Source organism: Variovorax boronicumulans (genome assembly GCF_019352895.1).
GTDB classification, from domain to species: domain Bacteria; phylum Pseudomonadota; class Gammaproteobacteria; order Burkholderiales; family Burkholderiaceae_C; genus Variovorax; species Variovorax boronicumulans_A.
The window spans coordinates 18,277-33,970 of the sequence record NZ_JAAAFX010000002.1; the positions used below are offsets into that span (position 1 = coordinate 18,277).

Sequence of the window (15,694 nt, forward strand, 5' to 3'; positions counted from 1 at the left end):
TCTCGGCCTCAGGCAGCCACGTGGCCGGGAGCGGCGGTCCAGCCGGCGTCGGCGTCGATGCCGGCGCGGCGCGCGCTGCGTGCCGGCGCGGCCTGCGGCAGCGAGCGGCCTTCGCCCTGCTCTTCGGCCAGGCGCGTGACGAACTCGTCGACGAACACCGCCATGTCGGCGCCGATGGCGTCGGAGCGCGAGGCGAGCCAGTTGTAGCCGAACAGCGCGGGGATCGCGACGCCCAGGCCGGCGGCGGTACACAGCAGGGCCGCGGCCATGCCGGGCGCCACCGAGTTGATGTCCACCGCACCGGCCATGGCCGCCACGACGAACACCAGCATGATCCCGATCACGGTGCCGAACAGGCCGACGTAGGGCGCGCCTTCGATGGTGGTCGAGAGCCAGTTCATGCGCTTGGACATGCGCTCGTTCTCGCGCACCATCACGCCGTCCATCGCGGCGCGGATCGCGCCGATGGTGGAGGCCGACACGGAGTTCAGGTCGTAGCCGCGGTCATGGCGGCGGCGCATCTCGTCGACCGCCACTTCGTACAGGCGCCACAGCGACGAGTCGGCCTTGACCTGCTCGGACACGGCATTGCTCACGGCCAGGCGGTCGAGCGGCGCACCGGCGGTTTCGCGGAACAGGCCGATGAAGGCGGCGTTGGCGCGCGAGGCGGCGCCGTAGCTGCGGCCCTTGCCGATCATGATGGCCCACGACAGCACCATCATCAGGCCCAGCAGCGCGACCACGATCCAGGCGTCCAGCGGCATGGCCGCGAGGATGAAGCCGAAGTGGCTCTTGCCGGCCTGCTGCTCGTCGGCACCGAAGACGGCGAGACGCGATTCGGCGCCTTGCGACACGGCATCGGCCAGCAGCAGGGCGTCGGGGCGTGCGACCTTCGACAGGCGCACTTCGTCGATCGCGCCGGTGAAGGCGGCCAGCGAAGGCACGGCGGCCTGGCCGGCCGGCGTGGTTGCGGCGGCCGCATCGGCACCGATCGAGGCGGCGCTGGCGAGTGCCGGCATCGCGGCGGCGAGCGAGACGGTCGGACGGCCGCCCACGAACAGGGTGGCGTTCTGGCCGTCGGACTTCAATGCCAGGTAGGCCCACTGGCCGGCCTGGATCGGCTGGCCGGGCGCGCTGCGCTGGCCGTTGATGCGCACGAAGGGCACGCCCTGGTCGACGCCGATCACGAGTTCGCTGGCGCCGTCGCGGCGCGCATAGACCACCTGCTGGGCACCGAGCTGCTCGGGCTTGATCCAGGCGGAGAAGGTGAACGCTGCACCGGCCTTCTGTGCCAGCGAAGGCGAGGCCGGCAGCATCAGTGCGTCGCGGCCGAGCTGTGCGCCCTTGCCGATCACGGTACCGTCGAGGCTGACCACGGCGCTCTGGCCATGGTTGCCGTAGGCGGTGGTGTCGCGCGGCGGCACGTTGGCTTCGGCGAAGTGGTAGACCAGCGTGTAGTCGGGGTCGTAGGTGCGCTGGCCGTTGCCCGAGGCCGGGGCCTTGGGGTTGCCGTAGTACATCCACAGCTTCTGCGGCGCGCCCGCGCCGACCGCGGGCACGTCGACCCAGATCAGCGCCATGCCCAGCAGCGGGTCGAACTGTTCGATCTGGTGGTTGAGCACCGTCTTGTCGTCGCCGGCGACGAAGCGCAGGTCGGCACCGGTCTCGTTCACGCCCTGGAAGCTGAAGTTGCCGGTGTGCAGGCGCACCAGCACCGGGGTGCGGCCGGCGTCGCCGCCGATCGCGCCGGCCTGCGGGCCGCCGTCGACGGTGAGGGGCTTGCGGTAGGCCCAGTCGGGCTGCCACCAGGCGTGCGCCAGGCCCGGCAGGAGCGTGCTCAACAAGGTGAGCAGAACAAATAGTGTGCGTCGCATGACAGAGTTCTCCGGAAGCTCGTAGGAATGACGATGAAAGATCGAGGGGTCGTGCCGACGGTCAGTAGTTGGCCGTCAGGCTGAAATTGATGCGGGTGTCGTGCTTCTCGGTGCGCGCACCCTTCTTGAGCGGATAACCCACGTCGACGCGGCCGTTGAGGCGCTCGGCGACGCGGAAGGTGGAGCCGAAGCCGACCGAGGCCAGCGTGAAGCCGTCCTGCTGTTCGGCCAGCGGACTCTTCAGGCGCAGCCGGCCCGCATCGGCGAAGGTGTAGAGGCGCCAGTTCTCGACCATCGGGCCGAGCCAGTCGAGCGGCTTGGTGCGCCACTCGAGCGAGCCGACCAGGCCGATGTCGCCGGTGCTCTCGGCCGACAGGTAGCCGCGCACCGAGTTCATGCCGCCGGCCGCGATCTGCTCGCTCGACACCAGCGGCGAATCGCTGAGCTGGCCCGACAGGCGCAAGCCGATCTGCGAATCGCCGGCCAGCGTGTAGCTGCCGTTCAGGTCGCCCTTGAGCACCATGAAGCTGGGCGAGGACTTGTAGCGCTTGTAGTCGAAGGCCTGCCAGTCGCTGCCGTAGCCGAAGGAACTGCGCGTGCCGGTCACCAGCGACAGGCCCAGGCCGACCTGGCTGCGCTCGGCCTGCAGGAAGCCGTTGTAGCCGAGCGTGATGGGCGCGTACTTGAGCGGCACGGTGTCGCCGGTCTTGCCCAGCATCAGCGCTTCCTTGTTGTCCTTGAAGTCGATGCCCACGCTCAGCGTGTGCCACCAGTCGCCGGCGTTGGGCACGGTGTAGGTGGCCTTGAAGCCGATCGAATGGCCCTTGCCCAGCACGTTGGTGCCGCCCACGGTGGCGACCGAGCTGTCGGACTTGTAGGCCGAGGCTTCGAGCGCCCAGGCGGTGCCGGGGATCGGGGCGCTGTACGAGGCCGAGATCACCTGCGTCTGGTTCAGGTCCTGCGGCGCGCCGAAGAAGCTGATCGAGGCGCTGTGGCCCATCTGCCAGAGGTTGTCGTGGCCGATCGAGGCGGTGCCGCGCAGCTTGCGCGTGTCGGCGCTGTAGTCGTTGTTGAGGCCCAGGCTGGCGCGCCACGGGCTCTCGTCGTCCACCTTGAGGTCGACGTCCATGGTGCCGGGCAGCGCGCCCTGCTTGACCAGCGGCATGACCTGGCGCTTGCCGCCGCGGTTGAGCGCGGTGAGCTGGGTCTGGGCCAGGTTGAAGTCGGGCACCTGGCCTTCGCGCAGTGCGGGCACCTGCTCGCGCACGTCGACCGGCGAGGTGTACTCGGAGCCGATCACGCGCACGCGGCCCACGCGGGTCTCGTTGACCTGCAGGAACACGATGCCCTCGGTCACCTGCTGCTCGGGCAGGTCGACGTAGACCGACTGGAAACCCTTGGCCTGGTAGACGGCCAGCAGCGCGTCGCGCGCGGCCTCGATGTCCTTCATCGTGCGCTCGGGGCCGAGGAAGGGCGTCACGGCCTGCTCGATGTCGCGCACGTCGAGCGCGGTGTTGCCGCGCACGATGTACTCGACGACATCGACCTTGCGCTGCGCTTGTTCGGCCGCGGGCTGCGCAGCGGCTGCGGCCGGCGCGTCCGCGGATTGGGCACCGGCGGCCAGGGGCACGGCCAGGCTCAGCACGGCCAGGCACACCGCTGTCCAGCGCATCGGCGGCCTGTTCTCGTTCAGTTCATGCATGGGTCCAACTCGATCTTCAAAATGGATGCGACGCGATGCCGGTCATGGCACCGCGCAGGAAGGTGAAGCCGCACGGCGCACGGTCGAAGCCGACCCATGATGGAAGTCCTTCATGTCGCAGTTGCGTACGGATACATAGACGCAACGGGCGCGCGGCGACTGTCGTTTGTCACGAAAACTTCATCAAAAAAGAAAGGCGGCCCCTTTGCGGCGGCCGCCTTCTTCACGAGACGAGAGAACGAGATCGCCGGCTCAGAGCCCCAGCGTCTGGCGCTCCGCCGGCGTCAGCTGGTTGCGAGCGCCTTCATCGACGCGGCCGGCCTGGCCCAGCACCTGCACCGCGCTGCCCGGCCGGTAGCCGACCGGCGATGCAGGGGATGCATCGGACGGGCGCGCCCCACCGCCCTCCACCGCTTCGTTGCCGAAGCCCAGCACGCGCACCGTGAACACCGACGGCAGCGCCTGGCGCGAGGCCAGGCGCTCGCGCTGCAGCACCTCCTGCGCCGCGCCCGCGGCCTGCGAGGCGGCAGCGCTCGCATTGCTCAGCGCGCCCACGTTCACCGCGGCGACGGTCGGAATGCCCACCGACTGGCCCTTGACCTGGATGTTGGCCGCGTTCACCACCTGCAGCGCCGCCAGGTTCACGTTGCCCGACACGCGGATGCCCGCTTCGCCCGCGTCGATCGTGCCCAGGGGCGCGATCAGGTCGATGTCGCCCGCCGGCACTTCCGCGATCGGCGCCAGCGTCGCGATGCCCGCGCCCGTGCTCGGTACATCGGAAGACAGCGTGACGTTGCCCCAGCTGTCGTACACGCGCTTGGGCGGCGTGTAGACCACCGTGGTCTTCGAGCCCCGGCCCGCGTTGATGTCGCCTTCCGCCGACCAGCCCAGGATGCCGCCACCGAAGGTGGTCATGATCCGGCTCTGGCCCAGCAGGATGCTGCCCAGCGCGTAGACGTGGATGTCGCCCGCGCCCTGCGTGATCACGCCGGGCACCACGCCCGCCACGGGCTGGGGCGTTTTGCCCTCGATGCCCAGCACCTGCCGGCCCCCGGGGGTGAGCAGGGTGATGTCGCCGCCGAACAGCGTGTTGACGCCGGCGCCGCCGTACAGGGTGATGTCGCCCTGGTAGCGGACCTCTCGGCCCTGGGCATCCTGTGCCGGGAACAGCGCGGCGATGGCGTTGCGCCCCCGCAGGTAGCTGCCGTAACGCGGGCTGTCGGCATCGTTGTATTCACGGCCACCGGCTTGCAGTTCGGCGAAATACACGCTGCGCGCAAACACCCGCTGCTGCGCCGATGGCAAGGCCTGGTAGTAGCGACGGGCCGCCGCGCCGTCGCCACTGAAGCCGTAGCGTTCGGCCAGCCATGCGACCAGTTCCGCTTCATAGGTCTTGACCACCTTGCCGCCTTGATCGGCCAAGGGCACGCCGCTCTGCGCCAGGTTGGCCGGGTCCAGGTAGGGCGTCACGAAACGCAGTTCATCGAGGCCGCCACTGCCGACGCCGGCCTGCATGACGACGCTGGCGCCAGGACGCAGGTCCCCTGCCACGACAGGCCCGAGGCTGACGACCGCGGCCTTGCCTTCCATCAGGATGTTGCGGCCCGCGGAAATCTCCAGCGTGCCAGGACCGGCGACAAGGAAGGCGCTGTAGAGGATGTCGCGACCGGCCGACACCACCGACACATCGGTCGGGCTGTTGTGAACGAACAGGTTGCCACGGCTGTCGCCGCCGTAATCTCCGTTGTAGCCCGACAGGGTAGGAAAGAAGGTCGGCAAGCCCAGAGCGGTGCCCGAACTCACGATGTCACGCCCCGCCCGCATCCACACCGGGCCGGCGGCTTCATAACGGACCTGCCCCTGCCGTGCGCCGGCGAATGTCAGGATCTCGCCGCTGCGCAGGCCCACGATGTCGCCTTGCTGCGCGTAGAACCTGGCCGGTTCTGCCTGGGCCGCCGCGCGCACAGGATCGGTCGGGCTGCGGAAGGCAAACAAGGTGTAGCCCTGTTGCGTGCTGGCCCGCACCGCGTCGCTGCCCGAGTTGGTGATGGGGTCGTTCCGTCCCCCCAGCTCACCCATGAAGGCCGGCGCGAAAGGTTTAGGCATCGATGCCGGGCTTTCACCCGACTGGTCGACCGCATAACCACTCGCGTAGATCGAGTCGCCGGCCAGCATGGCCAGCCGGCCCTGGCTCGACGGTGCCAGCAACAACGAGTAGGTGGGGTTGTAGGGGCCCGGTCCGCTGCCCAATGCGGACGGGCCGAGATAGATGCTGCCGTTGGCGGCCACTACGCCCAGTTTGGCGGGAAAGATGAAGCGCCCGTCCGAACTCGAGTAGTTGAGCCCTTGCAGGGGTGTACCGCTGCCATTTCTGCCCAGCGAACCGGTCTGCTGACTGGGCGTCAGACTGCCGCCGGCGGAGAACATGTCAATGGCGGTGCGCTCGGTCCACAGCGAGAACCAGCTGAACCCGGCGCCATAGCTGCTGCCGTTGTAACTGAAGGCCTGGGTGTTTTCGGTGGAGATACGGCCCGGGTCGCCGGTCCCCGCCAGCACCAGGTCACCGCGGGTCGACAGGCTGGCCGTGGCATCGCCGAGCATCAGCGTGATCCCGCCGGTGGCCGTGCCCAGGCTTGCGGTGTAGGGCGAGTAGGCACGGCTCTCCTTGGTGTCGTGGTCGCCCATCCTGCTGCCGTAGTTCAAGGCAATGCCCCCCAGGCTGCCGGCCTGCAGGGTCAAGGCGCCACGCAGGTTGGTCAACACGCCGTTGAGGTTGAGCGTCTGCTGGTTGTAGCTGGCCGACAGCGTGGCGGCCGTGTTGACGCGGGTCGCACGGGCGTCCAGCCCCGGGTTCAAATCACCGCCCATGCGCACATCCAGGTCACCGCCGCCGGTCAGCAGCAGTCGACCATCGACCACGCGCCCGGTGCTGCCCACCGCCAGAACCAGTCCTTCGCTGCGCGGCGCCCGCAAACCATCGGGGTGGCCGCGGCGCACCTGCATGCCGCCATCGCCGCCCAGGTCCAGGGTCAGGTTGCCGCCGCCCAGGGTGCCCACCCCGGTGAACCCCACCAGGCGCGGCAGCAGGTCGATCTGTTGGCTGTCTTCAAACTGGGAGTTGCCGCCGCTGGTGCCCTTCACATAGGTGCCGAAGTTGATCCACCAGCTGGTGGGCACGGGCGTCACACCCGCGGTGTCGCCGGTGCCCTGGCGCCACAACCAGTTGCCCAGGTTCGCACTGTTGATTTGGGTGCGGCCGTCGTTGGGCATGATCGCCTCTGCGTTCGGCGTCCAGACATCGCCCGTCAGGCTGCCGCCCGTGCGCAGCAACAGGTTGCCGCCGCCGTCGGGATACCAGGCTGCGTAAGGGCTGGCGCCGCCGGCATCGACCAGGGCTTCATGCGCCTTGGCTGCGCTGCCCAGGACCGTGCCATCTGCGGCGGTGGCACGGGCGCGGTTGAAGTCGGCGGCAGCGGCGCCGGCGCGCGCCGCGCTGGAGGTCCCGGCGGTGTAGATGCCGTAAGGCGATTGCATCGACACATTGCCGGAGGCGATCAGGTCCAGGTCACCGGTGCCGGTGCGCAGCACGCTGAAATGCTGGCTCACCGGCGAGACCCGTTTGACCGCACCGACGATCACCTGCTCGGGTACGGCGGGCGTCGGTTCACCCTGGGAAACGCAAAACCCATCGTCGCAAAAGCTTTCTTCATTGGGCAATACCGGTTGCCCAGGGGTATAGCCAAGGATGGCGGCGTCTTCGTTCCAAACGTACTTGACGAGCACACAGTTGCCCGGCTCACCACACATGTCCAGGAAGTCCGCTGGCACCGGCGTACCCGCCTCGACGCCATACAACTCGGCGGCAAGTTCATCCCAGTACCAGGCGCCGCCCGGCTGGGCCGGTTTTCCCGGGATGATTTTCTTGTCATGGGTTTCGTAGATGCCGTAGTGCGTGTCGGCCAGGGTCAGGTCGCCGGCAAAGGCGGGCTTGATCGAACGGGTGTCGGCCGCCTGGATGTCGGCGCCGGACACCAGGCGCAACGACCACGACTGCGAGCCCTCGGCCAGCATCGGCGCCACCGCCCAGTTCTGGCGCTGGAGGGCGCCGGTCACGGTGCGCAACGGCACCGACAGCGCGCCATCCGGCAGCTTGAGGTCGGTGCCATAAGGAATCAGCGCGCCGACCCGGAGTGCCAGGTTGCCGGCCAGCAGCACGCCGTCGGCTGCGCTGCCCGTGACGGGCCCGCGGCTGGGCAAGGGCACGCCCGCGGGCCAGGTCATGGCGCGCAGGGAGGCCGCGCCTGTCAACACCGTGCCCGCATCCAGCCGCGTGCCCGCGGCCAACAGCACCGGTGCTTTCAGCAAGGTGCCGGCGGCATACAGCACGGTGCCCGCGCTGTCGCGCACCGCCGCGCTCAACACGGTGTTGGCCGGCAGGGTCAACGCGGCATCCAGGACGCCCTGCGTTGGCAGCACCGTGCCTTGGGCCAAGGTGGTGGCCTTGATCGGCAACGCATAGTTCAGTGTCTTGCCGACGGGGAACGCGCTGCCATCGGCCAGCACCACGCCGGGGCCGGGCACGATCACGTCGCCACCGAACCCTTGCAGGCCCGGGGTCAGCACCCAGCCGTTGTCGTCCGGGGTGGGCGGCGGCGGTGCAAAGCCGTCGTTGATGCTGCCGTAGATGTCCAGGTTGCCACCGGCGCGCACCACCAGGCTGCCGACTTCGCCCGAACCGTAGACCGCGGTCTTCGGCGTGTGCGGGTTGACGCTGGCGTAGCGCATGCCCGACAGGTCCAGGTCGCCGCTGACCACCAGGTCGCCTTCGGTGACGATTTCGACGCCTGGGCGCAGGCGGAAGGCATCGCGATAGCCGCCGTTGTTCAGGCCGGCGAGTTTGCCGTTCATCAGCCCGTCGTTGCGCAGGGCGTTGTCGATGAAGACCTCGCTGAGCGCGTGCTTCTGGTCCAGGTAATGCTGGTCGATGACCTGGTACGGCCGGCCGTTGGCCGACGGTTCCGTGCCGATCGGTGCATCGGTGTAGCGGGCCACGGCGTTGAGCGCGATGGAACGCGCGCCCCGCACATCGACCGGTCCACGGGCATCGATGTCCACGTCATTGCCATTCAGCCGAGGCGCGTTCAGCTCCAGCGTGCCGCGGGCCAGGCCGTCGTACTGCCCCGGGCCACTGCCCGGGGCCGCCGCCGTGCCGTGACGCAAGTCGATGCGCGTGCCTTCGGCCAGGGTCAGTCGGCCCTCGCCACTGTTGAGTTCCACCACTGCACGGTTGGGTGCGTCGATGATCTTGCCGTAGCTGTCGACCCGCAAGGCCGTGCCATGCGCATCCAGCACCGCGCTGCCGGCGAGGGTCAGGCCGTGCTGGCCGGCCAGGCGAATCGTGCCGACGCGTTCGCCGCTGGCGTCGATGGTGCCCACCACCGTCAAGCTGCCGTTGTCCACCGAGACGTTGACCTGGTTGGACTTGAGTTCATCGCCGATCACCAGGCTGCCCTGCTTGATCTGGAAGCTGCGCGAGCCGAACACCAGGCCCTGGTTCAGGCGCTGGTTCAGGGCGGCGAAATCGCCCAGCTGCTGCGCACGGATGTCCACCCCGCCCGCCTTGTACGGCACCAGGGTGCCACCGGCGTCGTAGTGGCCGCTGCCACCGGCGCGAACCTGCCCTTGCAGGTCGACCCACCCGGCGCCAGCGTCCACGGCCACGGCCTTGAGCAAGCCGCCCTGGTTGTGTTGGGCCGACAGGTCGATCAGCGAACCGGCCGCCTGGCGAATGTTGCCGTGGCGGCTCTCCAGCGTGACGTCGCCGCCCCAGCTGTACTTGCCGACGTCGTTGATCTGCACCTTGCGCCCAGCGAGGTCCAGGCGCGAAGCCGCACCCAGGATCAGCGCTTCGTCGGCGCTCACGGTCAGCTTGCCGCTGGGCAGCACCACCGACGTGTCGATCCTCACGCTGCGCCCGGCCAGCAGCAACTCGGCGCCCAGGGCGTCGATGGCCGCGGCATCCACCGCCGCCGCGCCGCTGGCCGGGGCCACCACCGTCAGCGCACCGCCGGCGCTGATCCGGTTGACCGAGCCGGCCTCGCCCGTGAGCAAGGGCGTGCGGAGGGTCAGGTTGCCGCCACTGTAGGCAAAGCCCTTGCCGGCTTCGTAAGCCCCCTGGGACTGATGCACCGCCAGGCTGCCCTTGTGGTTGGCCGTGATGCGTTCGCTGGCGTTGAGGTGGACGTTGGCAAAACCCAGCGTCATGCGGCCGTTGTCGGTCAGGCCGTCGGGCTGGGCATCGGGGCCCTGCCCGAATTCGATGCGCCGGGCCTGCAGCTCCAGGGTGCCGCTGCCGGTGCCCGCGCCGTTGCCGACCACCGCCGGTGGCGCGCTGGTGGCGCCGCCCCAGACCAGGGTGCCGGTCTGGATCAGCGCCAGGTCGCCCGCGTGGCCATGACCGTAGATCGCCGGGGTCGTCAGCAGCAGTTCGTCGAGCAGCGACCTGCCCGCGCTGTCGAGGGTGCTGAGGGTCGTCGTGCCGTGGAAGTTCAGGGACTGCCCGGCGGTCAGTGCCAGGCTCTGCAGCGCCGGTGCGCCGGTGGAGGTATCGCCACGCAGCAGCCGGTCCATCACCTGCTGATTCAGGGTCAGGCCCGAGGGCAACACGCCCCGTGCAGCGGCGTCGGCCAGCGACTCCGCGCTGCCGACGTTGATCCCGCCCACCGCCAGCGCGAGATGGCGGGTGCCGTAGCGCACGCTGTCGTCCAGGACAAAGCGGTTGGTGGTGGCGAAGGCGATCGAGCCCTCGGAATACAGCGACGTTTCAGCGCCGCAGGCGGCCGGCTTGCACGCGCCGATCAGGATGCTGCCCGGTCCGATGAAACCATTGCCGCTGACCGGGGCGAGCATCTGCAAGCGACCATTGGAAACCGCCAGCACGCTGCGATCGCCGGGCCTGTAGATGAAACCGTCCTTCGAGTCATAGGCTGCCTGGCCGCGACCCAGGGTGTTGATCGACGCGCCTTGTTCGATCTCGATGGCGTCTGCGGATCTTCCTGTCATCAAGAACACCTCCGGCGCGGCCAGGGTCGCGCCCTGGCGGAGGGTCACCGAAGCGGCGGTGTTTCCTGTGTCGAATCCGACGAAGTTGCCCCCCTGGCCATATCGCACCGACATCTGGCCGCCGACCACCAGACGCGCGGCACCCAAGGCATTCAAGGCGCTGGCGCGCACCGACACCATCGACGTCACGCCACTGGCCTGGGCGGTGTCGGAAATGATTTCGATGTCGCCGCCGGCGCCGGAGCCCACCTGGACAGCGGCGCCGAAGCCGCCTGCGGCGGGCTTGAAGCGCCCCTTGCCGTCAAAGATGAAGCCCAGGCCCTGTCGACCGGCGATCAGTTCCAGACCCAGGGTCTTGGCGTCGGCTTCCAGCGCCGCCCGGGGGACGCCCAGGCGTGCCGCATCGGCGCGCACGAAATCCGCGTAGCGGGTTTCGTTGTACTGGGCGTAACGGCGCAGCACCTCCGCCGGGGTGACGATCACCTGGCTGGCCAGGCTGTCGCGAAGCCCGGTGTGCGCAATCGACAGCACGCCGTCGGTTGACCAGGAACCGTTGTTCATGGCCGAGACGCGTGGCGTGGCAGCGGCGGCGACGAGGGCCGGAGCCCGGCCGTTGACCTCGACCCGGAACGCCCCCGGCAGCAAGGCGTAAGTGGACGGCAGCAAGGTGTAGGTGCCCGCCGGCAGGCCGGGAACGCCGGCACCGATGCGGATCTGTTGCCCCACGAGCGGCTGGGTGGCGCCCGCTTCGCCGCCGCTGGGCGCGACCCCGGGCTGGACGCCCGGAACGATCGCATAGACCGGGTTGGTGGCCAGCCCCGGCAAGCTGAAGCGTCCGTCCGCGCCGATTTGCAGCAGGGGGTTGTAGCGCGCATCGGTGGAGCCGCCCCGCCCGGAAACAAAGGCCGCGCCGAACAATTCGCCGCCGCCGGAAAGGTCCAGCACCGCATCCCGCTGCACATTCAGCGCGCGCCCCGACAGCTGCAGGCCGACCACCAGATTGCTGGAGTCGCTGGTGCCACCGACGCCCAGCAGTTGCACCTGCTTGCCGTCGTACTGCCAGGTCACGCCGTCGACCGTCCCGCCATACGGCAGCACCAGCCCCTCGGCGCTGACCGAGGTCAGGCTGCCGGGCAGCAGGTCGATCACCTTGGTGGAACGGGTGACGCCCTCGTTCACGCCCAGGGTGAGCTTGCCCATGGGGGCCCGCAGCACGCCACCTTGTTCGATGGTCGAGGCACTCAGCGACAGGCTGCCGAACACGGAATAAGGCTGCGCCGGGGCCGCACTGCCGACCCGGCCGATGCGCAAGGTGCGCGCCGGATCGAAGTCACCCCCCGTGAAGCCGGCCGTGACCTGCGCGACGGCGCCGGTCGCCGGGTAGATTTGCGCTGCCGTCAGGTTCAGGTCGGCCTGGGTCGTCAGGACGGTTTTGCCCTGCGAGGTGGTGCCCGCCAGAAAGCGCATGTCCCCTTGGCTGGACAGCTCGGCCTGGTCGAAGGCACGGCGGTCGACGGTGCCGGCCAGCGCCTTGGAGCGCTCGGCATGGGCGCCGAGGTTGACGCCGTCGCGCACGTCCAGCACGTTGGCGGCTTCGACCCGCAACACACCGGCCGCGCCCTGGGTGGAAACACCGCCCTGGACCGTCGGGCGGACCAGGCTGTCGGTCCCCGCATTGGCGTTGCCCACCCCGGCCAGGCGCACAGAAGGTGCCGCCAGCAGCACTCGGGACAGACGGTCGGCGCCGTCCGCCAGGGCCAGGGCCCCGGAATACAGGTTCAAGCTCTGCCCCAGACGCAGGGACACGTCGCCGTCGAAGCTGATCAGGCCATTGCTCAGCAGCGACAGGTTGTCGAAGCCGCCGGCGTCGACCTGAGCGGCCGTCAACCGGCCATGGCCGTAAGCCAGGCTGCCTGCGGCCGACGCGGCGGTGCTGCCGACCGGCAACGGCGTGCCGGGGTCGGCGGCACTGACGATCACCTCGCGGGCCTGTCGCACCCCGGCGGTGGCGGCCTCGACATACAGCGGCGTTTCCAGCGCCACGTTCAGGGTGCCGCCCGCGGCACCTGCGCCGCCGCTGCTGGCCTTGAGCGCACCGTCCAGGTACACGCCGTTGTTGGACGCCAGGGAGATGCTGCCGCCACGGCTGGCAATGACGCCCGCACCGGCGCCTGGCAGGTCCAGCACCGCCTGGGTGCCGGAAGCGTCCAGGCGCGCACCTTCGCGCACGACCACGAACAGGTTGGCCGCGGTGGCGATGCCGGTGGCCGGGTCGATCGCGCCACCAATGACAATGCTGCCGCCCTGGTTCACCGTGCCGTAGCGCCGGCCCAGGCTGTCGACTGCGGTGCTCGCCCGCGCCGCCACATCCAGCACCGCGTGTTCACCGACCCAGATCGAGCGGCCATGGCCCTGGGCTTCCACGCCTTCGGCCACGGTGGGCTGAACGCTGACGCCGCCCAGGGTGATGCTGCCGCCCCAGGCATTCAGGGTGCCGTCCACCGTCAATTGGCCGATGCTGCGCACGCTGATGGACTGGCCCGGGTCGACGCTGATCTGCGCGCCCTGGCCGATGTGCGCTTGCGCCGAAGCCATCTGTGCCGCTGTCGACATCAGGGCGCCGACCTGCAGGCTCAGGCTGGCGCCCTTGCGTGCGGTCAGCAGTCCCTTGCCGGGGTTTTCCTGGTACGGGGGCGGTGTCCAGATTTCCAGCGCACTGCGCGGATCTGCGCCGCTGGCCACGCCCACGCCTTGCGCGCCTTCGCTGAGGCGGTACACCGGCGCCGTCACGGTGACCTGGGTGCCATCTGCGACCCGCAAGCCTTCATTGCCGGTGATGTCGTAGGCGGCGAAGCCCTTGTCGAAGAACCCGCTGTCGAGTTGCAATGTCCCGGGTTGTGGCGCAACCACGGCATCGCTGATCAGCACCTTGCCGGCCTGCAGGCTCAGGCGGCCGCCGCCATTGACGCCATGGCCGCGCAATTCGCCGTCCAGCACCAGGCTGCCGCGGTTGTCGGCCACAAAGGCATTGGCCGCGAGCGTCAGGTCACCGCCCTTGCCGCCCGTGAGCCGGCCCTTGGCATCCAGTGCCGCGCCCGACGACACGTCCACCCTGCTGCCCGCTGCCAGCGTCACATCGCCGCTGCTGCGCAACGCCACAGTGCCACCGTTCAGGTAGGGCAGGCGGCTGCCGTCGCTGGCGTCGAGTCGCTGGTTGCTCCACAGCCCGCTGGCATCGAGCGTCGCACCTTCTGCCAGCGTCACACCCGCCGTCGTCCGCGCCGGCGCAGCCAGCGTCGTGTCCTCGATGCGCGCACTCGCACCGACCTGCGTCAGCACATTGCCCAGCCGGATCGTGCCGCCATGCACCGTCAGATCGGCGTTGACGTCGATCTTTGGCCCATACAGCGTGATCTCGCCTGCGTGGCCCACCGTCAGATCGCTCTCGACGATGATGCTGTGGACCGCCGCAATCTTCACGCCGCCCAGGCCGAAGGCGTTCAACCGATCGGTGTCCAGGAACAGCGTGCCCTGCCGCTCCGGCGACAGCGCAGTGCGCAGGTCGAGCCCGGCGGCGATCTTCTCCGCGGTGTGGCCCAGGACGACGTTCCTCACGGTGTTCGCATCGCCGGTCAGCCGGTACTGGAGCGTGCCGCTGTCCTTGACGTGGTACGGGATGTAGCTGCCGACAGCCAGTTGGGCGCCGCGCGCCACCGCCTTCTGCGACTGGTCGTAGCCGTCGAGCCCGGCCTGCGCAGATTGCGTCTGGCGGCTTCCCTGGAAGGTGTGGCCCGCGATGTCGCCTTCGATCACCGCGCTCTTCGTCCCGACCACCAGCAGGCCGGCGTCGCGGCCCACCGTGTAGCCGCCCTCCAGCCTTCTCTGCGGCGCGATCAGCGGGCTGTAGAAGTACGCCGTGGCTTTCTTTCCCCAGCGTGCATGTTCCTCCTCGAAGCCCTTGTACAAGCCCGTGTAGAGCAGATCGCCCGGTGCCTTGCTCACTTCGTAAAGCCGGCCGTCCGCGCCCTTGAGCCAGCTCTGGTGGATGAAGCCGGTCTGCACATCGATCGTGCCACCGGAGAGGTTGATGGTCGAGCCGGCCTGGGTGACGACGTCGCCGCCGCCGAAGTTCACCACCCCGCCCTGCGCCATCCATTCGCCGACCGTGTGGCCTTGGGTTGCGAGATAGCCGCCCACCTCCAGCAGGCCGCCGGCGGTGTACCAGCGGTCGCTTTCGTAGCCATTGGTGCCCTTGGGCACGAAGACCAGGCTGCGGCGATCGATCCACACATCGTTGCTGTTGAGGCTCTTGCCGTCCCGGTTGACCGGGGCATCGCGCTGCTCGTTGCCCTGGATGTTGACCTTGACGTTGTTGGACGCCATCGTCACGTTCACGCCCACGGCGCCGGACACGTCGAGCAGGGCCCGTTCGCGCACCAGGCTGCGAACCGTGGCATTGACCGCGATCTGGCCGCCCGTGGCCAGCGTGAGCGACTCGCCCTGGAAGTCGACGCTGCCGCCACTGGTGATCTCGATGCGCGACTGGTCGCGGCGGTCGACCAGCGCCACGATGTTCTCTGCACCGCTCACCGCCGGGCTGCGCAGGCCGTCACGCTGGCTGTCCAGGGCCATCTTGTCGTCGCTGTCGATCACCGCCGCTGTGACGGCGCCCTGGCCGAGGACGATCCTGCCGTCCGCGCCGAGGGCATTCAGGTGCACGGTGCCGCGCGTGTTGACGGTGGTGCTCGACAGCACGACGCCGTCCTGGTGCACCTCGCGGCCCGCGAGCGTGACGTCGCCCGTGGTGGCCGCGATCAGGCCGGCGTTGACCACCTTGCCGGCGGTGCTGCCGGCGTTGAGCGTCACGGTCGCTTCGTTGCCGCGCGTGGTGGAAGCCTGGTTGCCGTCGGTGCCCACGCCCTTGCGGATGGTGAAGCCGTCGCCCGCGGCCAGCAGCGCCTGGCCGCCGGGCGTGGAGATCGCCCCCGCGTTGCGCACCTCGCTGCCCATCAGCAGCACATAGCCGCCGCCCTGCGTGGCCGTCTTCGGCGCCGGG

The 15,694-nt window shown here is 69.4% G+C and carries 3 protein-coding genes; all 3 read right to left on the bottom strand.

Translation table 11 applies throughout. From position 1 onward, the window contains the following. Window positions 1-8: 8 nt before the first annotated feature. Window positions 9-1,874 carry a DUF2341 domain-containing protein gene (locus K0H49_RS00990; protein WP_219209291.1) on the bottom strand — a complete coding sequence of 622 codons (1,866 nt, stop codon included), beginning with the start codon at window positions 1,872-1,874 and terminating at the stop codon, window positions 9-11. A gap of 61 nt (window positions 1,875-1,935) precedes the next feature. Beyond that, complete coding sequence (locus tag K0H49_RS00995) at window positions 1,936-3,576, bottom strand: ShlB/FhaC/HecB family hemolysin secretion/activation protein (RefSeq protein ID WP_219209292.1); 1,641 nt, start codon at window positions 3,574-3,576, stop codon at window positions 1,936-1,938. A 252-nt stretch (window positions 3,577-3,828) separates the two neighbouring features. After that, on the bottom strand, window positions 3,829-15,694 hold an 11,866-nt coding region (locus tag K0H49_RS01000; protein ID WP_445206039.1), incomplete at its 5' end, for a filamentous haemagglutinin family protein.